Origin of the sequence: Psychrosphaera haliotis (genome assembly GCF_009728465.1) — a bacterium.
GTDB classification, from domain to species: domain Bacteria; phylum Pseudomonadota; class Gammaproteobacteria; order Enterobacterales; family Alteromonadaceae; genus Psychrosphaera; species Psychrosphaera haliotis.
In genome coordinates this window covers 620,107-643,246 of record NZ_WOCD01000005.1, presented here as the reverse complement: position 1 = coordinate 643,246, position 23,140 = coordinate 620,107, and the positions used below count along the sequence as shown (strand labels likewise).

The 23,140-nt window shown below is 40.3% G+C and carries 17 protein-coding genes and 3 pseudogenes; 16 read left to right on the top strand and 4 right to left on the bottom strand.

Going from position 1 to position 23,140, the window contains the following annotated elements; genetic code table 11:
• The first annotated feature begins 46 nt into the window (after positions 1 to 46).
• Both GNP35_RS13680 and GNP35_RS13675 read left to right on the top strand, forming a co-directional pair.
• Positions 47 to 2,002 carry an alpha/beta hydrolase family protein gene (locus GNP35_RS13680; protein ID WP_155696717.1) on the top strand — a complete coding sequence of 652 codons (1,956 nt, stop codon included), beginning with the start codon at positions 47 to 49 and terminating at the stop codon, positions 2,000 to 2,002.
• A gap of 93 nt (positions 2,003 to 2,095) precedes the next feature.
• Positions 2,096 to 3,076 carry an NAD-dependent epimerase/dehydratase family protein gene (locus GNP35_RS13675; protein ID WP_155696715.1) on the top strand — a complete coding sequence of 327 codons (981 nt, stop codon included), beginning with the start codon at positions 2,096 to 2,098 and terminating at the stop codon, positions 3,074 to 3,076.
• Between the two features lie 90 nt (positions 3,077 to 3,166).
• Here the strand turns inward: GNP35_RS13675 and GNP35_RS13670 are convergent.
• Positions 3,167 to 4,685, bottom strand: a pseudogene (locus GNP35_RS13670) (YifB family Mg chelatase-like AAA ATPase).
• A gap of 306 nt (positions 4,686 to 4,991) precedes the next feature.
• Here GNP35_RS13670 and GNP35_RS13665 point away from each other — a divergent pair.
• Positions 4,992 to 7,230, top strand: a pseudogene (locus tag GNP35_RS13665) (acyl-CoA dehydrogenase).
• Between the two features lie 292 nt (positions 7,231 to 7,522).
• On the opposite strand, the gene GNP35_RS13660 reads toward GNP35_RS13665, so the two are convergent.
• Entirely contained in the window at positions 7,523 to 9,166 is a 1,644-nt protein-coding gene (locus GNP35_RS13660) for a M28 family metallopeptidase (RefSeq protein ID WP_155696713.1), read from the bottom strand.
• Between the two features lie 141 nt (positions 9,167 to 9,307).
• Between GNP35_RS13660 and GNP35_RS13655 the strand changes: the two genes are divergently transcribed.
• Positions 9,308 to 9,814 (top strand): TlpA family protein disulfide reductase, encoded by a 507-nt coding sequence (locus GNP35_RS13655; RefSeq protein WP_155696711.1) that lies wholly within the window; start codon positions 9,308 to 9,310, stop codon positions 9,812 to 9,814.
• Between the two features lie 117 nt (positions 9,815 to 9,931).
• Here GNP35_RS13655 and hslO read toward each other — a convergent pair whose 3' ends face one another.
• Positions 9,932 to 10,819 (bottom strand): Hsp33 family molecular chaperone HslO, encoded by an 888-nt coding sequence (gene hslO / locus GNP35_RS13650; RefSeq protein WP_155696710.1) that lies wholly within the window; start codon positions 10,817 to 10,819, stop codon positions 9,932 to 9,934.
• Positions 10,820 to 10,826: 7 nt separating this feature from the next.
• Entirely contained in the window at positions 10,827 to 11,222 is a 396-nt protein-coding gene (hslR, locus tag GNP35_RS13645; RefSeq protein ID WP_155696709.1) for a ribosome-associated heat shock protein Hsp15, read from the bottom strand.
• Positions 11,223 to 11,413: 191 nt separating this feature from the next.
• Between hslR and gspC the strand changes: the two genes are divergently transcribed.
• From gspC to GNP35_RS13585, 12 genes and pseudogenes are all read left to right on the top strand, one after another.
• Entirely contained in the window at positions 11,414 to 12,439 is a 1,026-nt protein-coding gene (gene gspC, locus GNP35_RS13640) for a type II secretion system protein GspC (protein ID WP_155696707.1), read from the top strand.
• Positions 12,440 to 12,457: 18 nt separating this feature from the next.
• The gene (gene gspD / locus GNP35_RS13635) at positions 12,458 to 14,605 is read left to right on the top strand and encodes a type II secretion system secretin GspD (RefSeq protein WP_155696705.1); all 2,148 of its coding nucleotides are present in this window, start codon (positions 12,458 to 12,460) and stop codon (positions 14,603 to 14,605) included.
• A 4-nt stretch (positions 14,606 to 14,609) separates the two neighbouring features.
• A complete protein-coding gene (gene gspE, locus GNP35_RS13630; protein WP_196492528.1) occupies positions 14,610 to 16,142 on the top strand; it encodes a type II secretion system ATPase GspE in 1,533 nt (510 codons plus the stop codon).
• Positions 16,142 to 17,363 (top strand): annotated as a pseudogene (gspF, locus tag GNP35_RS13625) (type II secretion system inner membrane protein GspF). The gene gspE and the pseudogene gspF overlap by 1 nt, the downstream one beginning before the upstream one ends.
• Positions 17,364 to 17,426: 63 nt before the next feature.
• A complete protein-coding gene (gene gspG, locus GNP35_RS13620) occupies positions 17,427 to 17,858 on the top strand; it encodes a type II secretion system major pseudopilin GspG (RefSeq protein ID WP_330997857.1) in 432 nt (143 codons plus the stop codon).
• 43 nt (positions 17,859 to 17,901) lie between these two features.
• Positions 17,902 to 18,498, top strand: a complete 597-nt coding sequence (gene gspH, locus GNP35_RS13615; RefSeq protein WP_155696702.1) for a type II secretion system minor pseudopilin GspH — start codon at positions 17,902 to 17,904, stop codon at positions 18,496 to 18,498.
• Complete coding sequence (gene gspI, locus GNP35_RS13610) at positions 18,498 to 18,953, top strand: type II secretion system minor pseudopilin GspI (RefSeq protein WP_155696700.1); 456 nt, start codon at positions 18,498 to 18,500, stop codon at positions 18,951 to 18,953. Before gspH ends, gspI begins: the two co-directional genes overlap by 1 nt.
• Positions 18,946 to 19,578 carry a type II secretion system minor pseudopilin GspJ gene (gspJ, locus tag GNP35_RS13605; RefSeq protein ID WP_196492527.1) on the top strand — a complete coding sequence of 211 codons (633 nt, stop codon included), beginning with the start codon at positions 18,946 to 18,948 and terminating at the stop codon, positions 19,576 to 19,578. Before gspI ends, gspJ begins: the two co-directional genes overlap by 8 nt.
• Positions 19,565 to 20,587: a type II secretion system minor pseudopilin GspK gene (gene gspK, locus GNP35_RS13600; protein ID WP_155696696.1), complete on the top strand. Its 1,023-nt coding sequence runs from the start codon at positions 19,565 to 19,567 to the stop codon at positions 20,585 to 20,587. Before gspJ ends, gspK begins: the two co-directional genes overlap by 14 nt.
• Complete coding sequence (gene gspL, locus GNP35_RS13595; protein ID WP_196492526.1) at positions 20,568 to 21,791, top strand: type II secretion system protein GspL; 1,224 nt, start codon at positions 20,568 to 20,570, stop codon at positions 21,789 to 21,791. Before gspK ends, gspL begins: the two co-directional genes overlap by 20 nt.
• Positions 21,791 to 22,291: a type II secretion system protein GspM gene (gspM, locus tag GNP35_RS13590; protein ID WP_155696692.1), complete on the top strand. Its 501-nt coding sequence runs from the start codon at positions 21,791 to 21,793 to the stop codon at positions 22,289 to 22,291. The genes gspL and gspM overlap by 1 nt, the downstream gene beginning before the upstream one ends.
• Positions 22,291 to 23,052 (top strand): type II secretion system protein N, encoded by a 762-nt coding sequence (locus GNP35_RS13585; RefSeq protein WP_155696690.1) that lies wholly within the window; start codon positions 22,291 to 22,293, stop codon positions 23,050 to 23,052. The genes gspM and GNP35_RS13585 overlap by 1 nt, the downstream gene beginning before the upstream one ends.
• Positions 23,053 to 23,140: the final 88 nt, after the last annotated feature.

Here is a 23,140-nt window from a genome sequence, read left to right as displayed (position 1 = left end):
AAAAAGCCGATAGAATCACAAAAAAACATAATGAATTAGGGATAACATGAAATTAGCTAAATTACTAAGCGTAGGTTTAGTTCTAATGTTCGCAGCGAAAGCAGCTTCGTTTGAGGGCTTAAACTATCAACACTTCGCACACATGCCTCTTGTTACTCAAGCCTCTGTATCACCAGACGGAAAGTATGTAACAGCAATCTTAAATTCTAAAGATGGCCCGTCTGTTGTTTTATCAGAATTTGGTAGCCCAGACCTTAAAACCTTAGCCATTTTAAAAGAAGGCCGAGATAGAGTAGATGGTATTACTTGGATTGGCTCAAAACGCCTGCTAATAGCAGCTAGTTATGCAATGGAATACAGCAAAAAGAGATGGCGTCAAACTAGATACTTTGCCGTTAACATCGATGGTTCAAATCTGCTAGAAATTGCGGCTCCGGAATATCGCCAAGCAGCGTCGTGGGAACGCCAACGAGCCAAAAACATTAGACTAGTAGATACAATGCCAGAAGATAACGATCATATTCTGGTTCAAGTGTATGACTATAAAGACAAAGCGGAAGCGGTATTCAAAGTAAACATCCATTCAAATGAGTTTTCTAAAGTCTTCATCAATAAATACAACGTACATACGTGGGTTGTTGATAATAAGGGTGAAGTACGATTTGGTTTTGCAACAAAAGAAAACTACCCTGACGTTTTACAACAGTGGATTAAAGATCCTAAAACTAATGACTGGAAGCTGCTAAAAGAATACAAAAATATGACGGGCGATACATTTAGCCCAGCAGGTTTTCAAGACGGAAAGCTTCTAGTAATTAGTGATCGTGAGACAAACCGAGAGTCCTTATGGGAGTTCGATATTTCAACGGGTGAATTTGGTAAAATGATTTACTCACACCCTGAATATGACATCACTGGCGTGGTGGAAAATAGCGATGAAACTAAAATTATAGGTGTTCGCTATATGGAACACTTCAACAGAATTCATTATTTTGATACTACCGATCAAGATCTCAACAAGCTTGTAGCAAACAGTTTTCCTGGTTATGAAACGGTAATAGCGAGTGGCGATTTAGATCGTAAAAAACTGTTAGTGTTGGCTTATAAAAATGATTCTCCAGCTAAATATTTTTGGTTAGATTTAAACAAAAAAGCCGGCGGCTTTTGGTATAGCCAATACCCGTATTTAGAAGGTCAAACTTTAGGTAAAACTGAGCATATTGTTTATGAAGCTCGAGACGGTTTAGAAATTAATGCTTACTTAACTATGCCTCCAAGTGTGAAGGGTAATAAAAAGCCACCACTAGTTATTTTACCTCATGGTGGTCCATTTGGTGTTCGTGACAATCAAAGCTTTGATTATATGGTTCAATTTCTAGCAAACTTAGGATATGCCGTTATTCAACCTAACTACAGAGGTTCAGGCGGTTATGGCTCTGTGTTCCAAGCGATAGGTTATAAAGAATGGGGCGCTAAGATGCAAGAAGACCTCTACGATGCAGTTAGCTGGGTAAAGAAAAACAAAGTCGCTGATACCAAAAATGCTTGTTTTGTTGGTTGGAGCTACGGTGGTTACGCCGCTTTGACTGCGGCATACCAAAAGCCTGGAGATTATAAATGTATCGTCAGTATTGCTGGTTTGAGTGATATTGCCCTTCATGCAGACGAACATTCTCGTAGAACAAGCGCATTGACTGACTTCACTCGCGAAGCAATTGGTGATGTAAGTATTGAAGAAGACTTAGCTCAACTGAAAAAAGCGTCTGCAATTAATTATCTTCAACGAATTGAAGCACCGGTATTATTAATACATGGTAAGAATGATACCCAAGTTCACTACGGGCAATCTGAGATGTTTTATGAAGCAGGCAAAAAGGCAGGCTTAGATATTGATTACATCGAATATGAAACTGGTACGCATTACCTTGACGAATACAACAACCGTTTAGATGCGTTTATGCACATTGAGAAGTTTTTGAAAAAGCACTTAAAAGCAAAGTAATTTAAGCTTTTAATATCAGATTCATTAGCTTACATTGAGTTTAGTAAAGCCGCTTTATTAGCGGCTTTTTCATATCTTAAATAAGGATTATACGTGAAGGCATTTGTTACTGGTGGAACGGGTTTTTTAGGTGTTAATTTAATTCGTCAATTAGACGATTTAGGTTGGGGTGTTACCGCTATATGTCGACCAGGTTCAGATACGAGTTTGTTGGCTGATGTGCCAGTTGATTGGCGAACTGGGTTAATGACCAATAAAGATGACATAGAAGTTTGCATGGACAATGATATTGACGTTGTTTTTCATATTGCTGGTGACACTAATTTGTGGACAAAAAATAATGAAACACAGTATGAGTTGAACGTCACTGCCACCCAATATGTTGTAGATGCTGCGCTAAAACGAAACGTTAAGCGCTTTATTCATACTTCTTCTATATCGGCTTATGGTTTTCATTCTGGTGTGATTAATGAAAGCTCTGAGTCTTTAGCCATGACTTCCAATGTTAATTACTTAAAAACGAAATACCTTGGCGAACAAGTTGTGAAGCAAGCTGCGTTAAAGCAAAACCTACCCGCTGTTATTTTAAATCCTTGTGCCATTATGGGCCGGTTTGATAAACATAATTGGTCACAGCTATTTACCATGATTAATGATGACGCATTGCCGGGCGTGCCGTCGGGAGAGGGTTCTTACTGTCATGTAGATGAAGTGGCTAAAGCCCATATTGCTGCAGTCACTAAAGGCCAAGTTGGCCATAACTACATTCTTGCGGGTGTTGATCATCGCTTTTTAGATGTGGTGAATCGAATCTCTGTGCTGCTAAATAAACCTAAACAAAGTTCAACTATCGCACCATGGTTATTAAAGCTGGTGGGTCGCTTATCTTATTGGGGTTCACTAGTAACTGGTAAGGAGCCAAGCATGACGCCAGAAAAAGCGCTTATGGTTACTAAAAGGGTAGTGGCCTCCAGTGACAAGGCGGTAAGTGAGCTTGGTTACAATAATACTGTGCAACTAGACGTTATGCTCAAGGATACTTATGAATGGCTGAAATCGGAAAACCGACTTTGACTTAAGTTGTGCTTGAGCCGTTTTGGAAGTAGTACCTTGCCAACACTCAGTCTCCAGTCGGGGTCAGGTAAGAAATTAGTAAATGAGAGATTAGAAGTTGGAAAGTTGTTTTAGCAAACGCTCCAGGGAGCGATACCCCAATGCTTCTGATAAATGCGTACGTTTAATATGTTGGTAGCCTTCTAAGTCGGCAATGGTACGCGCTACTTTTAAAATCTTGTGGTATGCCCTTATCGACATATTTAGGCGGTAGATAGTATCTTCTAAAAACTTAGCATCGGCGGTGTCTAGTTTACAATGAAGGGCAGTTTCTTTACTCGAAAGCAGCCCATTTGGTTTGTTTGCTCTTTTTATCATGAGGTCGCGAGCTACAGATATTTTCTCTTTGTAATAAGCTGAGCTTTTATCGTCTTTGTTATTTTTAGCGTTAATCGCCCCTTGAGGCAAAGCTGGCACGTCTACTTGCAGTTCAATACGATCTAAAAACGGGCCAGAAATCCGGTTTAAATATTTTAGAACTTGAGCTGAGTTAGCGCGACCATCAGTGTGATGGCCTGTTGGACTAGGGTTTAAAGCGGCCACCAGTTGAAACTGGGCTGGGAACTCAACTTGAAGAGCCGCGCGTGAAATAGAGATAACGCCGCTTTCTAGCGGCTCACGCAACGCATCAAGGGCAAACCGATTAAATTCGGGAAGTTCATCTAAAAAAAGAATCCCGTTGTGTGCCAAACTAATTTCTCCGGGTCTAGGAGGGCGACCGCCACCCGTTAAGGCTATCGCGGAAGCCGTATGATGGGAGAGAACGAAAAGGGCGCTGACGCCACTTTTTAATATCGAATGTTTTACCACTAACAGAGTTTATTGCCGCTAACTCAAGTGCTTCATCGTCGGACAGTTCAGGCATAAGGCTAGCAATTCGTTGTGCTAGCATAGATTTACCTGTGCCAGGAGGTCCAGTAAACACGATGTTGTGTTGCCCAGCAGCGGCAATCACTAAGGCTCGTTTTGCTAACGGTTGACCGATAACATCAGCGATATCAGGCTGATCTAAAGTATCAGCATCAACAGTAAATAACTCCTCTGGTTGGCAAAGGTATTTTTCATTTTTAAAGTGCTCAACTACATTTAACAATGAATTTGCCGCCAAGGTCTGCGCGCCGTTAATAATAGTTGCATTCACGGCATTTAAAGAAGGCATTATGTTAATTCGATTACGCTTCTTACAAGCAATTGCCGATGGAATTTCGCCAATGACGGTTCTGATGTCACCGTTTAATCCTAGCTCACCTAAAAATTCATATTGGTAAAGTTGTTTGTCAGATATCTGTTTACTGGCGGCTAAAATACCAATGGCGATGGCTAAATCAAAACGCCCTCCGTCTTTGGGTAAATCTGCCGGGGCTAAATTAACTGTGATTCGTCTTTGTGGAAACTCTAAGCCTGAATTGATAATGGCACTTCGTACTCTATCTTTTGCTTCACGTACGGAAGTTTCTGGCAGCCCAACAATAGTAAAAAAGGGTAATCCGTTAGATAAATGCACTTCAATTGTGACTAAAGGCGCATTTATTCCAACTCGTGCTCGACTAAATATGATCGCAAGTGACATTTTTTACCCATCTGGTCATTAATTAAACAGGTATAACAAGAAAACTAAATTTATCGAGAAATCCTAGACTTAAATGGTAAACAACTAGACCTACTGATCCGACCTGTAGGCACTTCCGTAGTACCTAACTGAGATATATATGCAAAATTAACTTTATTTTTGTTAAAAATGAATAAACTGGTAAGACATCGTACCAGTTGTGCGTGAGTTGTCTCAAAGATGGTCTATACTAATTAGAGTTACGACCGAGGGATAAGTAGCGTATATTGGGAAACACTTTATTTAATTATAATTGAGGGGCGAAACATGAGCCTAAGAACAAAATTCAAGAAAATACTTCCTGAAATCTCTCGAAACAGAGCAAGAAGCGTTAGACGCAGGTGACACATGGATTGAAGCCTCTATTTATCAAGGTGCGCCAGATTTCGAAACGCTACTTAATACTGCCCCGTCTAAATTAACAGACGAAGAGCAAGCGTTTATCGACGGTCCTTTAGAAGAATTGTTAGAAATGCTTAATGATATGGAAGTGCATAACAGCAACCATATCCCTGCAAATGTAATGCAGCACTTAAAAGACAATAAATTCTTCTCGTTCATCATTCCAAAAGCATTTGGTGGTTTAGAGTTCAGTGCATACGCAAGTTCAACAATCGTTGCGCGTATCTCAACTAAGAGCAACCCAATCGCTACTACCGTAATGGTACCTAACTCGTTAGGCCCAGGTGAGTTATTGGCTCACTACGGTACTGAAGAACAACAAAATCATTACCTACCTCGTTTAGTAGATGGTCGTGACATCCCATGTTTTGCACTAACTAGCCCTGAAGCTGGTTCTGACGCTGGTGGTATTCCAGACCGTGCAATCGTAACTAAAGGCATGTACAACGGCGAAGAAGTTGTTGGTTTACGTGTTACTTGGGAAAAACGTTATATTACACTAGCGCCTATCGCTACTTTAGTTGGTCTAGCGGTTAAAGTATTTGATCCAGAAGGATTAATTGGTGCTGAGAAAGATTTAGGTATCACTTGTTTACTACTTCCAGCTGACTATGAAGGCGTAGAAACGGGTAATCGTCATAATCCATTAGGCGTTAACTTCTACAACGGTACTACTCGTGGTACTGACGTATTTGTACCAATGGAATTTGTAATCGGTGGTCAAAACAATGTTGGTCGCGGTTGGCAAATGCTTGTTGCATGTTTAGGTGCAGGTCGTGGTATTTCATTACCAGCAAACGGTTGTGCAACTGGACACGCATGTTTAAAGTCTACCTCTGAGTACGCGGCAATCCGTGAACAGTTTGGTATGCCAATTGGTAAATTCGAAGGTATCCAAGAGCAGTTAGCGCTTATCGGTGGTTTAACTTATAACCTTGAAGCGATGCGTCATTTAGTTCTTAACTCTCTAGACTTAGGTTTCAAACCTTCAGTTATCACTGCAATGGCTAAGTACCACATGACTGAACTTGGTCGTGATACGCTAGAAGCGGCGATGGACGTTCAAGCTGGTAAAGCAATTCAAATGGGTCCTGGTAACGTATTGGCTACGGCTTATTTTGCAACGCCAATCGGTATTACCGTTGAAGGTGCGAACATTCTAACTCGTAACCTTATGATCTTTGGTCAAGGTGCGACTCGTTGTCACCCATACGTACAAGACTTAATTACAGCAATTCACTCTGAAGATTCAGACGCAGACGCTAAATTTAACTCATTGTTCCGTAAAACAATTGGTTACAGTGTTAAGAACTTCTTCCGTGGTTTAACAACTGCCTATGTACCAGGTGTTGGCGGTTCAAACAATCCTGACAAACTAGTTAACCAGTTTGAAAAGCGTATTAAGCGTTTATCAAGCGTATTAGCAGTTCAATCAGACTTTGCATTGTTAGTATTAGGCGGCGACCTTAAGCGTAAAGAAATGTTATCTGCTCGTTTAGGCGACATTCTTAGCTTCTTATTCATGGCGATGGGTAACATTAAGTTCTACCTACAAAGTGAAAACCGTAAAGATCTAACTCCTTACTTTGAGTACGGAACACGTTGGGCATTACAACAAGCTGAAGAAGCACTAGAAGCTTATGTTGATAACTTCCCTAATCGTGTTGTTGCTGGATTCTTAAAAGTATCTACTGGTAATGCGTTCTTAGGTAAAACTAAAATCTCTGACAAGTTAATCACTGACTTAGCAGAAGCAACGTTACGTAATGACGGCGCTAAAGAAGAGTTAACTAGCTTAGTAAGCATGAAAGGCCGTGATGGTTTCACTGTTCTTTCTGACGCATACAAAGCGAAGTTAGACGTTCTTCCTTTACTAGACAAGATTAAGAAAGCACAACGTGCTGGTAAAGTAACTAAGCAGTTAACGTTTGAAGAGTTAGTAGAAGTATCACTACAAGCAAACGTAGTAACAGCTGAAGAAAGTGACAAGTTAATGGCATACAACGAAAAGCGTAAGCTTGCGATTGCTGTTGATGAGTATACTTTTGATATGGAATTGTTATCAAACATTGATGAGCCTAAGCCAATCCTAAAAACGGCTTAATCCATATACTTAGTTAAATCTAAATAATAAAAGCCAGCTTTCGAGCTGGTTTTTTTGTGCCTAAAATTCACCAAGGGAAAGTGACTCAGCTTAAGTAGTTGGAAAGTAGCTAGAGAGTAGCACAGTAGAAAACAACACAGCACAACAGGAAACACAGCATTTCAACGGAATGTAATTTTATTCAGTATGCGTTGAATAGTATTTGAATAGTTTATGAGGTGCTTGCAGGCATAAAAAAAGCAGCGGATAAGCCGCTGCTTTCATAGTTAAACATTGTTAAATCTAACGGTGCTTACTTATCTTTTTGGCCGTATGTTTTGCCAAAGAAGCTATCGTCGTTCCATGTTGGACGTTGATCCGCTTCTGCAACTTCTCTTGCGATACCAATATTAATCTCAGTGAATAGTTTTGCTGAGTTATAGTTGATAGGTAAGTCTAAAGAGTCACTTGGCTGATGGTAATGATTTGCAAAGAAGTCACCCCATACTTTACCGCCATCTTCGCCTTCAGTTTTTGAAGTGAAGCCTGTCATTAAGAAAACAGAAGGAACGCCTTGTTTTACAAAGTTGTAATGATCAGAGCGAGTGAAAATAGCTTGCTCAGGCATTGGATCTGGACTTAAAGCGATATCAAATTTAGCCGCTGCTTTTTCTACGCTAGGACCCATTGAACTGTGGTTAGCACCAAAGGCAATGATATCGGCAAAATCGTAAAGTAAAACAGGCATGTCTAAGTTGATGTTAGCAACCATGTCGTTAATTGGAACTGTTGGGTTGTTCGCGTAATAGCTTGAACCTAGTAGTCCTTTTTCTTCACCCGTTACAACAGTAAACAATACTGAGCGACGAAGAGAACCAGACTCCTTTAATACACGAGCTGTTTCTAATAAAATAGAAACACCAGACGCATTATCCATTGCACCATTGTTGATACGGTCTTCTTTACTAACATCTTGTGTAAAGCCAACGTGATCTAAATGCGCAGTAAATACGACATATTCGTCTTTCAGTTTAGGATCCGTACCAGGAAGAATCGCAACAATGTTAGGCGATGATACTTCTTCGTGTTTTGCTTTAGACGCAAGTGATAGTGATGCGTTTAATGGGAAACCTTTTACTGGCTTATCGTCATTGTCTGCAGCAAATACATCTTCTAAAGATGTTTCTGCATTCGCAAATAACTTCTCAGCAGCACCAATATTTAAGTACGCACCCATTTTGATGTTTTCATATCCACCAAAAGGATTACCATTTTCGTCTATCCAACGCATTGAAGGAGCGCGTAAATAGTTTAAAGAGCTCGTATAAGGACGAACTTTTTCACGCTTAGGTGAGTGAAGTGAAACAACACCTACGGCACCGCGCTCTGCAGCAAAACGTGTTTTCTCACGGTTTAAGTGAGCGCCTTCTTCAGATGGCCATTCTGCTGGACGACCACGTAAAGTAACAACAATCTTTCCTTCAACATCAAGACCTTCGTAGTCGTTGTAGTCAAAGTCTTCCGCCACAATACCGTAACCAACGAATACCGCTTCTGCTTCTAAAGCAGACTCTGTAGCCGACATGTTAGGGCCCATGATGTAGTCTTGTGGGAATTTTAATTCAACTTCGCCATCAGCGGTTTTGATAGTAGCTTTAGGACTTTGCTGATTTAAATAACCTTTACGAAAAGTTACCGGTTGCATGTAAGAACCGTCGATACCAGCAGGCTGTAGGCCCATTTTCTTGAATTCAGTGGCTACATAAAGAGCCGCTCGGTCATAACCTTTGCTGCCTGTGTCACGACCTTCTAAAAGATCATCAGCTAAAAATTCTAGGTGAGCTTGGATACGTGATTTTTCTACCTCAACGTTAGTTTGCTCTGTTTTCTTTTCAGAACAGGCGGTAGTTACCGCCAACACTAACATCAGGCCAACGCTTGAAATTATTGTTTTCATATTATTTTGCTTACTTTTTGGATGGAAATCAGTATTCTAGTTTACACACTTGGTTTCATAAAAACGGTCGTGAAAACTTCCTTTTCTTATGCATAGTTAGCCTAAAATGGCACTTACACACTCTCATCATAAAGGATAACCATGAAATTACCTACTAAGCTCATCGTTTTAACGGCACTGTTCATCGGGTTTGGTTCTTTTAACGCAATCGCTAAAGTAAAAGTAGGCGAGCCGTTGCCAAATTTCGAGTTAAAAACAATGGATGGCACTCAGGTTGTTAAAATGGATTCCTTAAAAGGGAAGGTGGTTTACGTCGATTTCTGGGCAAGCTGGTGTAAACCCTGTTTAAAGTCATTTCCGCTATTAAACGACATTTACAACAGAAAAAAAGAACAGGGTTTTGAAATCGTTGCGGTGAATCTAGATCAGAAAAAACGCAATGCCGAAGACTTCTTAAATAAAAAGCCCGTTGATTACACCAACCTTTATGACGCTAATGGCGATGTGAGTAATACTTTTAATGTGAGTGTAATGCCGGTGGGGTATTTGGTTGACCGAAAGGGCATCGTACGTGCAATTCATCACGGCTTTTTGCCTGGCGACGAAAAAAAACTAGAGAAAGGAATTTCTATTTTACTAAAACGCTAACTAAGACGTTTGTATCGTCATAGCTGTGAATAGTTAGGCACTGGCAAATTGAAAGTTTATTTAAATCGTAGCTGCCCAAGCACGTTTAACCGGCTTAGACAGCTAAAATACTAAATTCTAGTTTACCGTTGAATTATCTGAGTCGGCATTTGCATTAAAAAGTGCTTCAACATCAATAGAGTCAAACAAATATTGTTTAAGACAGAATTGGCAAATTATTTCAATATTACCTCTCTCTTCAACTAACGAAAGCGCGTCGTCTTTTGATAATCTTAAAATAGCATCACCTGTTTTTTCACGGCTACATCCGCAGGCATATTTAACTTCTTGAGGTTCAAATAATTGCGGGTTGTCTTCATGATATAAGCGAATCAATACTTGAGTTGGATCAAGGTGCAATAACTCTTCGTCTTTAATCGTATTTGTTAAAGCTTCTAAATGCGTGAAGTCTTCTTTAGCGCGTTCTTCAACCGGTAGTACTTGTAATAACATGCCAGCGGTTTTGCATTGCTCTTGCTGAACGTCAGTCGCTAACCAAACTCGGGTGCGCAATTGTTCTGAGGTTTCAAAGTAATGTTCAATACACTCTGCAAGCGTATCTTTGTCTAATGCAGCAACACCTTGGTAACGTTCGCCGCCTTTAGGTGCGATAGTAATAACCATAAAGCCAGAACCAATTAGGTCTAATAATGTGCCTTCTTTGATGTTTTCATCAAACTTAGCAGACGCTCGCATAGACTGTTTATTGTTGCCATTTACCACAGCATAGTTAAGCGGCCCATCACCCTGAAGCTGAACACTAATTTCACCTTCAAACTTTAGCGTTGCTGTAAGCAAGCACGTTGCAGACAGCAATTCACCAAGAATTCGTTTTACGACATTTGGGTAGTCGTGATTTTCAAGCATTGCCGTAAATGAGTCTGAAATTTGTACTAGTTCTCCACGAACATGGTACTTATCAAAAAGGTAACGGTGTAGTAGGTCTGGTTGTTTAATGTCAGTCATGGATAAGTTACTCAAATAAATCTGAATTTTTAAAGTTTAATAACGTTCGGCGCTGTTTTTTATCTGGTTTTGTATCTGGGCGCGGCGACATCGCTGCACTAGATTGCCTTGCCAACGCTTGTTTCTCTCTGTTAGCAATGCTCTGTTCTGTTTCTTCATAGAGTGTTTGTGCAATAGTAAAATTGCGTCGTTTGTCACTGACTTCTTTTATTACCACAATCTTTTCATCAAATCCCTGACGTATTTTAACTTCCGCGCCCACATCTATTGCTTTAGACGCTTTGCATCGTTGACCATTATAGTGAACTTTTCCACCATTGATCATGTCAGTAGCTATAGAACGAGTTTTAAAAAATCGTGCGGCCCAAAGCCATTTATCTAATCGAATTTTTGATTCTGTCATGTTATGTTTCAGTAATGTTAAATGTGCCGTGAAAACGTCGTGAATTTATCATAATTAGTGATTTTAAACTACTTGAAAGGTTATACTCGACTTTTCAACATCGAGCACAAGCATTTTTACTTTTAGTTTGATAATGTATGGCGCCGCAATCTGTCATCGTTGATTATAAATTGCTTGGATAATAATAAGAAATGGAGTCGCCTCGCTTGTTAGAGCAGTTCAGCCAATTGGCTCAAAAAATTCCGCAAAATAAAATTGCCAAAATTATCACCGTGCTATTGGTGCTTTATAGCGCTTACCTTGCCGCGCTTACTATTTGGAAATTCATTGATGAACCTGCCAGTTCAGGTCGCATTTCTGCTGCTCAGCCATTAACTACATCCTCTTCATCAAACACTTCAAGTATAAATATTAGCCAGTTAGTAAGCCTTAACTTATTTGGTAAGGAAGAAGCTAAAAAAGCACCAACAAAGCCTAAGCCAACAACCTCAGTGGCTCCTAAAACGCGATTGAATTTAACTTTAACGGGAATTGTTGCTGACAGCTCCAGTGAAGTATCTGAAACATCCGTTGCCATTATTGAGTCATCAGGTAGTCAAGATACTTATGGAATTGGGCAAAAAATTGAGGGTACCTCAGCGTCAGTGAGTCAAATCTTATTAGACAGAGTTATATTGTCCGTTGGCGTTGGTTACGAGACGTTAATGTTAGAGGGAATTGAATATTCCACATCAATTCCTGGTTCTGCCTCTGAACTTAATGACAATATTGATGTCGATGCTGTGGACGTTGGTCCAACGAGACCACCGCGTAATACAAAAGCAAGAAAGCCAAACAACAAGTTTGGAAAGCCAGCGGCTTACGATAGAGAGCCAGAAAGAATTGATAATCGTGATGATACTGAATTAGCAGATTCATTACGTGAACAACGAGAGCAACTGTTTGAAGATCCTAAACAGTTGATGGATATTATAAAAATTACACCGCATAGAGAAAAAGGTGAATTATTGGGGTATAAATTGTCTCCTGGTAATGACCCAACGCTTTTTAACCAAGCCGGTTTAAAGCAAAACGACTTAGCGGTGAATATTAACGGTTATGACTTAACGGACATGCAACAAGCATTGTCGTTGATGAGTGAATTAAAAGAACTAACGGAAGCAGATATTACTGTTTTACGCGATGATTCACCGGTTCAAATAATTTTGGCATTATAAGCCCTGGAGTTTATTTAAATGGGATTTTTCAGTAAATCTAAGAACATACAAGCAAAAGTTACTCGTTCGGCCAAGGTGTCGGCTTTTTCCGCTATTCTGACTTTAGGTTTGTTATCGACAGCGTGGGTTTCCCCGGTTGCTAATGCAACGCAATATTCACCTAATTTTAAAGGCACTGATATTAATGAATTTATTAATATTGTGGGCAAGATATTACAGAAAACCATCATTATTGATCCCGCCGTACGAGGCAAAGTTAACGTTCGTTCTTACGATCTATTAACTAAAGAGCAGTATTATCACTTTTTCTTAAATGTACTTCAGGTTTACGGTTATGGCGTTATTGATATGGGCAATGGCATATTAAAAGTCATTCGTGCCAAAGACGTAAAAAGCTCGCCTACTCCTGTCGTGGGTGAAGGCTATTTAGGCGAAGGTGACGAAATGGTCACTCGTGTTGTTGAAGTTAAAAATGTATCAGTAAGAGAACTATCTCCACTATTGCGTCAACTTAGCGATCAATCAGGCAGCGGACATGTGGTGCATTACGAGCCTTCAAATGTAGTAATGGTTGTAGGCTCTGTCGCTATGGTTAATCGAATGGTTGAAATCATTAACCGCGTCGACCGCGCTGGCGATCAAAAAGTGGTTATTGTTAAGCTAGAATATGCGTCAGCGAGTGAAATGGTGCGCATTGTTGAAAGTATTAATAAGTCTTCAGCTGGAAATAAAGGGCAACCTGACTTTTTGGTGCCAAAAATTGTGGCTGATGACCGAACAAATAGCGTGATTGTTACAGGTGAGCAAGAAGCGCGTGACAAAGTCATTGAGTTAATAAAGCGTCTAGATTCTGAGCTTGAAAGCACAGGTAATACAAAAGTTTACTTCTTAAATTATGCAAACTCTGAAGAAGTCGTAAAAGTTTTAACGGGCGTATCGGATTCTATTGCAGCCGATGCTCAAGGTGGAACGCCAACAACAAATAAACGCGCAAGAACGTCATCTACACGAGACTATTCTATTCAAGCTCACACTGACTCTAATTCATTAGTTATTAACGCAGAGCCAGACATGATGCGTTCACTAGAGCAAATTATTCGTCAGTTAGATGTCCGACGTCAGCAGGTTTTGGTTGAAGCAATTATTGTTGAAGTATTTGAAAGCGATGGTATTAACCTTGGCATTCAGTGGGGCAGCACGGACATTGGGTTTACTCAATATAATAATGGCGTGACGCCAATTTCTACCATTGCGGGTGCTGCATATCAGGCTCGTGACCAGGAAACAGAAAGCATAGTTAATGGCTTTGATGAAAATGGGAATACTACTCAAAACAAGGTAACCACTAAAGAACGTGGTGACTATTCAGGTTTAGCGCAAGTACTTGGCGGTATCTCTGGTTTCGCAACGGGCGTGGTAAATGGCGGCTGGGGTGCAGTTTTACAAGCGGTTCGCAACGACACCAATACCAACATTCTTGCTACGCCATCCATAACAACTATTGATAACGAAGAAGCTTCAATATTGGTGGGCTCAGAAATTGCTATTCTTACTGGCTCTACAGCAAGCTCTGCAAATTCAAACCCATTCCAAAAAGTTGACCGCAAAGAAGTGGGTATTAAGTTAAAAGTAACGCCACAAATTAACGAAGGTTCAGCAGTACAATTATTAATTGAGCAAGAAGTATCAAGTGTTAGTGGTGCGGTAGGTGTGGACGTTGGCATTAACAAACGTTCAATTAAAACCAATGTATTAGCCGAAGATGGCGGCACGATTGTTATCGGCGGCCTGATTGACGAAGACGTTCAAGAGAGTATTTCTAAAGTACCATTACTTGGCGACTTACCTATTTTAGGGCATTTATTCCGTTCTACAGGTACAACAAAACGTAAACGTAATTTGATGGTCTTTATTCGCCCGAGAATTTTACGTGACGGTGCTTCAGCGCTTGATGTGAGTAAGCAAAAATATAACTACATTCGTGCCGAGCAAATTAAGAAAGACCAAGACGGTATTTCATTAATGCCACTAACGGACCAACCTGTTTTAAAAGAGTGGGATGACAGCCTAGCGTTGCCGCCTCGTTTTGAAGACTATCTTGAAAGCCAAGAAAAAGGTGTAAAACCACCAACCGTATCTAAAGATAGCCCTAAAAAAGATGGGTAAGATAATGGAACTTGAACCAGAGATAGAACAAGAGCTTGAGAGCGAAGCAATACCAGCGAATCAACGTTTGCCTTTTGGTTTTGCGCAGCGCTTTGGCGTGATGATTTCTTACAACAACGACGAAAAAGAGTTGTTAATTAAGTCTGACACGCCGATGTCAGCATTGTTAGAAACACGTCGTTTGATTGGGCATCCACTGCCATACAGAGTAATTACAAATAACGAATTTGAAATTGCGATTGAGCAGGCTTACCAGCGTAATGCCTCTGAAACTCAGCAGCTGATGGAAGATATTGGTAACGAAGTGGACTTGTTTTCTATTGCCGATGAGTTACCAGGCACTGAAGATTTATTAGAAAGCGAAGACGACGCACCAATTATCAAATTAATTAACGCTACCTTATCCGAAGCGATTAAAGAAGGCGCGTCCGATATCCACATTGAAACCTTTGAAAAAGAATTAGTTATTCGTTTCAGAGTCGATGGTGTTTTACGTGAAGTATTAAGCCCGAACCGCAAACTAGCCTCACTTTTAGTTTCAAGAATTAAAGTAATGGCGCAGTTAGACATTGCTGAAAAGCGTATTCCTCAAGATGGTCGTATTTCTTTGCGTATTGCTGGTCGAGCAATTGATGTTCGTGTGTCTACTATGCCTTCGTCATACGGCGAGCGAGTAGTAATGCGACTATTAGATAAAAACAATGCTCGTTTAAACCTTGCCGACTTAGGTATGGCATCAGCCAACGAATTACAGTTTGGTCAATTGTTACGTAAACCGCATGGAATTATATTGGTTACCGGACCTACAGGTTCAGGTAAAAGTACCACCTTGTATGCGGGTTTATCTGATATTAATAGTAAAGATCGCAATATTCTTACGGTGGAAGATCCCGTGGAATATGAATTACCAGGTATTGGTCAAACGCAAGTTAACCCAAAAGTAGACATGACGTTTGCACGTGGTTTACGAGCAATACTACGTCAAGATCCAGATGTGGTCATGATAGGTGAAATACGAGACTTAGAAACCGCTGAAATAGCCGTGCAAGCCAGTTTAACCGGTCACATGGTAATTTCCACGTTACACACAAATACTGCTGCTGGCGCAATTACGCGTATGGAAGACATGGGCATTGAGCCATTCTTGTTGTCATCGAGTTTGTTAGCTGTGTTATCTCAACGACTTGTAAGAACCTTGTGTAAAGAATGTAAAGTTGAGGTGCAACCTGACAACTCTGAGTTGGAACTGTTAGGACTTACTGCAGAACAAGCGAGCGCTAAAAACGTCACGATTTACCATCCAAAAGGGTGCGATAAATGTAACTTTAGTGGTTACCGTGGTCGAGTTGGTATACATGAGTTATTAGTGGTTGATGAGCAGGTGCGTGAATTAATTCACAATGGCCACGGTGAACAAGCAATTGAAAAGTACGTTCGCCAAAATATCCCAGGCATTCGTGACGATGGAATGAGTAAAGTATTACAAGGTGTCACTACATTAGAAGAAGTTCTAAGAGTGACACGCGAGGATACATAATGGCGGCTTTTGAATATAAAGCGCTTGATGCGAAGGGAAAATCTAAAAAAGGCATACTTGAAGCGGACACATCAAAACAAATTCGCCAACAGCTTCGAGACAAAGGTCTTATTCCGCTTGAGATAAACAAAGCAAGCCAAAAAGAACAGCAAGAAAGTACAGGTTTTACTTTGTTTCAACCTACGGTTTCTGCCTCTGACTTAGCATTAATTACGCGTCAGTTAGCGACGCTAGTTGGTTCAGCATTAACTATTGAAGCGGCGCTGTTAGCCGTTGCTGAACAGTGTGAAAAACCGCGTTTAAAAAGAACCATCATGTCTATCCGTTCAAAGGTGGTTGAAGGTTATACTCTTGCCGACGGCATGAAAGAGTTTCCAACAATATTCGATCATTTGTTTCGTTCAATGGTGGCCGCAGGCGAAAAGTCTGGCCATTTGGATGAAGTATTAAATCGCTTGGCCGATTACACAGAAAAACGTCAAGCCACCAAAAGTCAGCTTACTCAAGCTATGATTTACCCAATTATGCTGACGCTATTTGCCATTGGTATCGTTGCGTTTCTGTTGGCATCGGTGGTGCCACAAATAGTAGGTCAGTTTGTTGAGTCCGGCGCGACACTGCCTGGTACCACACAGTTTTTATTAACGCTCAGTGATTTCATTATTGATTATGGTGTGTTTGTGTTGATTGGTATTTTAGGCATTAGCGTGATCATGCAACGAATGCTTAAGCAGCCAGCTATTCGACTTAAGTTTGATCGCTGGTTGTTAAGTCTACCTTTGATAGGTCGAGTTATATTGGGCGCAAATACGGCTCGTTTTGCGAGAAACCTTGAGCATTCTAGCATCAAGTGCAGTGCCGATATTAGACGGAATGAAAATAGCGGGACAAGTATTAACCAACAAATATATTCAGAAGTGTGTAAAAGACGCCTCAGATGCAGTTCGTGAAGGTAGTTCTTTAAAAAACTCGTTACAGCAAAGTAAAACGTTTCCTCCCATGATGATCCATATGATTGGCAGTGGTGAGAAGTCAGGTGAACTAGAACAAATGTTAGGCCGCGCTGCTGATAACCAAGACAATGAAATGGATGCAACGTTAAAAATAAGCTTAGGCTTGTTAACGCCTTTAATTGTATTGGTGATGGCCGGTATGGTGATGTTTATATTAATGGCAATTTTGCAGCCCATAATGCAAATGAACACTTTAGTAGGAATGTAACCTGAATCGGTTACTATAAAAAAAAGAAAACGATTGGAGTATCCAGTGAAAAAGTTTCAAACAATAAAAACAAATAAACAAACAGGTTTCACTTTATTAGAAGTGATGATCGTTATTGCTATTTTAGGCATGATTGCTGGTTTGGTTGTGCCAAACTTAATGGGCCAATCTGACGAAGCAAAATTGCAGAGTACAGCGATAGAAATTCGTAACTTAGAATCTACGTTAGACATGTATAAGTTAAAGGGTGGAATGTACCCAACAACAGAACAAGGTTTAGAAGCCTTGGTTAACATGCCTGAAATGGAGCCAGTACCGCGTAATTATCCACAAAAAGGCTATTTGAAAAAGGTGCCTGTGGATAAGTGGGGCAATGAATATCAATTAGTAAGCCCAGGTGAAATGGCACAATACGACTTATTTTCAATGGGCCCTGATGGTGTTGCCGGTACTGATGATGATATTGGTAACTGGAACGCAGACGAATATTTATAAGCGTTAAGGTATTCAATAGAAGTACACAAAAGTGAAAGCGACGATGGCACGATGTTCAAAACATCAAGGCTTTACGCTAATAGAGTTGATGTTGGTGATTGTCATCATCGGCTACTTAGTGTCGCTTGTACGCTTTCCTAGCTTTGCGCCTAATGCCTATGACTTAGTTGAAGAAGAATCGCAAAAGCTAACGGCGCTAATTAACCTAGCGTCGGAATATGCCACAGTAAAAAACAAACAGCTTGGTTTGTCGGTATCGGAACAACAGTATGTTTTTTTGATACTCGAGGACGAAGAATGGGTTCGTTTTACAGACCGTCCTTTTGAAACAGAGCCTTTAAACGAAAACTTAACGTTAACACTCAAGCTTGATGGTTTGCCTTGGCAAGAACAGAGTTTGTTAAGTGCGGTACAGTTTATTGATGATGAAACAATGGAAGATCAGTCAGGACTTTCTAATGAAGAAAAACTGTTAGCTTTCCCACAGGTGTTTTTATTATCTTCTGGTGAAATATCCCCTTTTGAAATTGAGTTAGAGTTCCAAGACTTTGATGATGTTGTCATGTTTGTGATCCAAGGTTTGTTTACTGCGCCCGTAAAACATTACAACCCAGCTGAACAAGAGGAGCTTGATAGATAATGAAGCTTCTTACTCCACCTAATACTGTTCCTACAGCTCCACTTAATAGGCTACCTATTACAACACGTAAAAAAGTTAACGGTTTTACATTGGTAGAAATGCTATTGGCGTTAGCTATTTTTGCTTATGCCAGCGCCTCAATTTTAAATGTTGTTAGTCAAAGTGCGAGTAATATTGGTTTGCTGCAACAAATGACCTTTGCATCTTGGGTAGCTCAAAACCGTTTAACGGAGCTTCAAGTCGAAACAACCTGGCCGCCAAAACAAAATCACAAAGGTGAAGCTGAAATGGCAGGTTTAAAATGGTTTTGGCGACAGCAAGTTGTGGAAACTGCTGATCCTAGAATGCGCGCCGTGACAGTTTCCGTTTATGAATTTGAAGACAGCAAAAGCAGTATTTACGATTTAGAAACCTACGTTGTTCAATATGAGCCGCGAGGCAAAAGTGATGATTAACCAGCGCTCACAAAGTTCACAGCAAGGTTTCACACTTATAGAAATGCTTTTGTCTTTGGCGATTTTTGCCATGTTAGGCGTTGCTACTTATTCAGTACTCAATAATACAATATCAAACAAAGAACAGATTGAAGCTCAATCAGCGCAGTTAACACACTTGCAACGGGCCATGATGTTTATCGAGAATGACTTTCAGCAGGTGGTACAGCGCAAAATAAGACTTAATGGTGAACCGCCAATTGATAAATACTTTGTTGCCGAACCTTATTTATTAGACTCCGAAGACATAGGTTTTGCCTTTATCCGTGATGGTTGGATTAACCCGGTTATGATATTGCCTAGAAGCGAATTGCAAGCCGTTGGTTATCGTGTGGTAGAAGGTGTTTTACAAAGGCTTTATTTTAATTATGTTGACTCTGACCGAGGTGAAGAGCCTAGAATTCAAGATTTAATCGAAGGTGTATCTGAGCTAAAACTACAGTATTTTTATGATAACGAATGGCAAGAGGATTTGCCTGACGATGGTTTACCATTATTGGTGAGACTAACGTTTTTAACAGAGGCATTTGGAGAAATTGAGCGGGTATTTGCGTTCATAGAGGAAACCGAAGTTGATCAAGGTTAAACAACAGCGAGGTATCGCCTTAATTTCAGTAATGCTTATTGTCGCACTTTGTGTTGTATTGGCCTCGCAGTTATTAAAAACGCAACGTTTAGGTATAAGCCGAGCACATAATATGTTTGAGCGGCAACAAGCGTTTCAGTACGCAAAAGGCTCAGAGTCGTTTGTAAAAATGTTATTAACAGAAACGTTAAAAGAAGATAATGGCGTAACACATTTAGAGCAAACCTGGGCAGCAGAGGGCATGGCGTTTCCGGTTAGCAATGGCTTAATTGAAGGTCGTATTATTGATTTACATAGCTGTTTTAATCTTAATGGCTTGTGGAAACCTAATCTTGATAAAGCCAAACAAAAAGCGCTTCGTGATATGTTTGTGCGTTTATTAGAATCTTTGGAAGTGGAGTCTGAAGTAAGCCTAGAAGACCTTGCCAATAACGTTTACGATTGGATTGACCCAGATGATTACGCTACTGAAGCGGGCGGCTACGATGGCGATATGTACTCATCAATGGAGTTTCCGTACTTAAGTGGTAATAGTGCGTTGGCTCATGAAAACGAACTTCGAGTAATATACGGGTTTGACCCACTGACACTGAATAAAATTAAAAAGTTTGTGTGTGTTATTCCGCAATATCACGAACTTATGATTAACGTAAATACTGTTAAAGAGAATGAGCCTGAAGTGCTAATGGCCGTGCTTAATATTGATGAGTCCACCGCACAAAAAGTGATTGGTGACCGTCCTGAAAAAGGTTTTCAAGACATTAATGAATTCTGGGACTTACCGTCAGTAAAAGCAATTAGCGGAATCGCCAATGTCGACAGAAAGGCTTTTACGGTATCGAGTAAATTTTTTAAACTAATTACAAATGCAACTTATAACGACGCCAAATTTGCATTAACCAGCTTGATTCAGTTAGATGAACAGTATCGAGCTTGGATTATTGGGCGTCGATTTGGAGGGGAAGTTGAGCGAAAAGCTAATCCTGAGGATGAGCAGCCAAAAAGCTAGTCCAGTATCTTGGCTAGTATGGTCTGATGTAACGAACGAAGTCATTGTTTCTGGTGAACTGCAAGATCAGTCTGAACTGTCTTCGTTAAGCCGTTATGCACAAGGCCGTCCAGTGACTGTACTGGCAAATAGTGGTGATGTTCGACTTATCAAGCACATGAGTGCAATAAAACCGACGCGTCAGGTGCTTAAGGCCTTGCCGTATATGCTCGAAGATGAATTAGCCGATGATATTGAGAAGTTGCACTTCGCGATTCAAGACGTAGGTTTTGACAAAGAGTTAGAACAGCACTTTATTAATATTGCAGTGGTCAATAAAGTCAGTTTAGCTGGCTGGGTTAGTTTATTGGCGGATCACGATATTCGGGTGAATCATATTCTTCCTGAAGTATTGTGTATACCGCTGGACGAAAAACCAGAACACATAAGCTTAATTGAAATAGCCAATGGCTATCTTATACGTGAAGGTGAGTGGCAAGGCTGCTTTATTGAAAAAGACTGGCTGCCTTTGTATGCCCAGCAGATGTCTAACAAAACCATTAATTTTTATAGTCCTTTGCCAAAAGAAGTCATTGATGCGGCGGAAGATGAAGAAAAATCGATCACCTTAATAGCAGAAGATCCTGAGCTACCAATGTTGTTATTAGCGCAACAAGCGGCTAAGCAAAAGTGGAACTTACTTCAAGGTGAATTCGCTCCTAAAAAGCCTGTCAGCAAAGCATGGCAAACATGGCGACCGGTAGCAATATTAGGCGGATTATTACTTGTTATACAGTTTGTGATGATGACAGCGCAGTGGCAACAACAGAAGTCTCGTTTAGCGTCAGCACAGCAAGAGCTCGCGAATACTTATCAGCAAGCATTCCCTAAAGAAAAGCTGCGTATAAACCTATTAAAAAGACAGTTACAGTCAAAAGTGAAAGCCATTTCTGGTGGCGGGACCACAACATCATCGTTTGATTACTTATCAGTAATGCAGCAGCTAAGTTCGGTATTCAAAAGCTTTTCAGCGGTGAAAATTGAAAACTTAAGATTTGATGGCAAACGAAATGAACTCCGAATAAGTGCAGTGGCACCGTCTTTTCAAGAGTTTGAGAAGTTCCGCGTGGCCATTGTCGACTTAGGGTTAGAAGTGAATCCGGGTGCTGTAAACAATGACGGCTCTGTGGTTACAGGCTCACTAAGTATTAAGGAGTCTAGATAATGTCAGCAATAGCTAACTTTAAACAAAAGACGATAGCGTTATATCAGTCAAAAACAGAGAGTGAGCAAAAATTAATACTTATATTAGGTGTTTGTTTTAGCCTGTTTATTCTTATTTCAGTGTATAGCTCTGTGGCCAATGGTTTATCAGAGACATCAAAGAAACTGATACAACAACAAGAGTTAAATACTTGGGCTGAACAGCAAATCGCTTTGATCAAGCGTTCAGGTAAAACTTCTAGTGCTTCAGGTAGTAATAGCTCTATGGCACAGGTAATTAATACAACGGCCAGAAGAAATGGTATTACGTTAGCTAGGTTGCAACCGCAAACAGCGGACTTAGTAAAGGTTGGACTTGAAGACATGAACTTCAATCAATTAACAAAGTGGTTAGCAGACTTACGTAACCAACATGGTATTTATGTGAGCAACTTAGACTTATCTAAGACTGACGAGACAGGTATTGTACGAGTTCGACGTTTAGACTTGGAGCGTAATTAATGTCTTTTAAAAAACTCTTTTCTCTATTTATTGTCATGCTCATTGTTTTTAGTGTGCTGTTAACGCCTGTAAGCTTTATTGCAAAGTATGTAGATACACCTAAAAATGTCGCTTATCAGTCGTTATCGGGCACACTTTGGTCTGGACGAGCGAATGTTATTCAAGTTGATAAGTGGCAGTTCAATAGCTTAACTTGGGATATGAATATCGCTGCTTTGTTTACAGGAAAACTGTCGTTCGACATTAAATTTGGACAGGCAAGGGACGCAAATCAATTAAGCGGAAAGGGAACAATTGGATTAGGTTTCAATACTTTGTCATTATCGGAATTCACTTTTAGAGCACCAGCAAGTGCAATCCGTTCGGAACTACCTATTCCGACTAGTGAGCTTAATGGTCGTGTCATTTTAGACATAGATGAGTTTCATATGACTTCCGTTACTGACCCAAATGAGCAAATGCAAATGTGTGATGTTTTACAGGGTGAGCTTTTATGGACAAAAGCGGAAGTCGTTTTTGGTCAAGCAATGGAGTTAGGGACAATTGCCTCAAAGTTGTCTTGTAATGAAGGTGATGTTGTTGCCACATTTGACGGTTCAAACAAGTTAGGCTTAGAAGGTAATGCTCGCATTGAATCACCGGATTCGTTTGGCTTTCAAGGGTTTGTGAAACCAGATCCAAGTTTGCCTAGAGATATTCACAACGGTATTAAAATGTTTTCTCAGCTAGATGGGCAAGGTCGTTACCCAATAAAGCTCTAGTAATTCAAAAGCACATTCTGTTGTAAATAAAGGCTACCTCTGCGGTGGCCTTTTTTATGAACTAAACTAACGTTCGTTTCGTATAAAA

What these genes read in the sequence shown, in the direction of transcription:
- GNP35_RS13680 (WP_155696717.1), top strand. Translation starts at nt 47, where the DNA reads ATGAAATTAGCTAAATTACTAAGCGTAGGTTTAGTTCTAATGTTCGCA.
- GNP35_RS13660 (WP_155696713.1), bottom strand. Translation starts at nt 9,166, where the DNA reads ATGAAAACAATAATTTCAAGCGTTGGCCTGATGTTAGTGTTGGCGGTA.
- GNP35_RS13655 (WP_155696711.1), top strand. Translation starts at nt 9,308, where the DNA reads ATGAAATTACCTACTAAGCTCATCGTTTTAACGGCACTGTTCATCGGG.
- hslO (WP_155696710.1), bottom strand. Translation starts at nt 10,819, where the DNA reads ATGACTGACATTAAACAACCAGACCTACTACACCGTTACCTTTTTGAT.
- hslR (WP_155696709.1), bottom strand. Translation starts at nt 11,222, where the DNA reads ATGACAGAATCAAAAATTCGATTAGATAAATGGCTTTGGGCCGCACGA.
- gspC (WP_155696707.1), top strand. Translation starts at nt 11,414, where the DNA reads ATGGAGTCGCCTCGCTTGTTAGAGCAGTTCAGCCAATTGGCTCAAAAA.
- gspD (WP_155696705.1), top strand. Translation starts at nt 12,458, where the DNA reads ATGGGATTTTTCAGTAAATCTAAGAACATACAAGCAAAAGTTACTCGT.
- gspE (WP_196492528.1), top strand. Translation starts at nt 14,610, where the DNA reads ATGGAACTTGAACCAGAGATAGAACAAGAGCTTGAGAGCGAAGCAATA.
- gspH (WP_155696702.1), top strand. Translation starts at nt 17,902, where the DNA reads ATGGCACGATGTTCAAAACATCAAGGCTTTACGCTAATAGAGTTGATG.
- gspI (WP_155696700.1), top strand. Translation starts at nt 18,498, where the DNA reads ATGAAGCTTCTTACTCCACCTAATACTGTTCCTACAGCTCCACTTAAT.
- gspJ (WP_196492527.1), top strand. Translation starts at nt 18,946, where the DNA reads ATGATTAACCAGCGCTCACAAAGTTCACAGCAAGGTTTCACACTTATA.
- gspL (WP_196492526.1), top strand. Translation starts at nt 20,568, where the DNA reads ATGAGCAGCCAAAAAGCTAGTCCAGTATCTTGGCTAGTATGGTCTGAT.
- gspM (WP_155696692.1), top strand. Translation starts at nt 21,791, where the DNA reads ATGTCAGCAATAGCTAACTTTAAACAAAAGACGATAGCGTTATATCAG.
- GNP35_RS13585 (WP_155696690.1), top strand. Translation starts at nt 22,291, where the DNA reads ATGTCTTTTAAAAAACTCTTTTCTCTATTTATTGTCATGCTCATTGTT.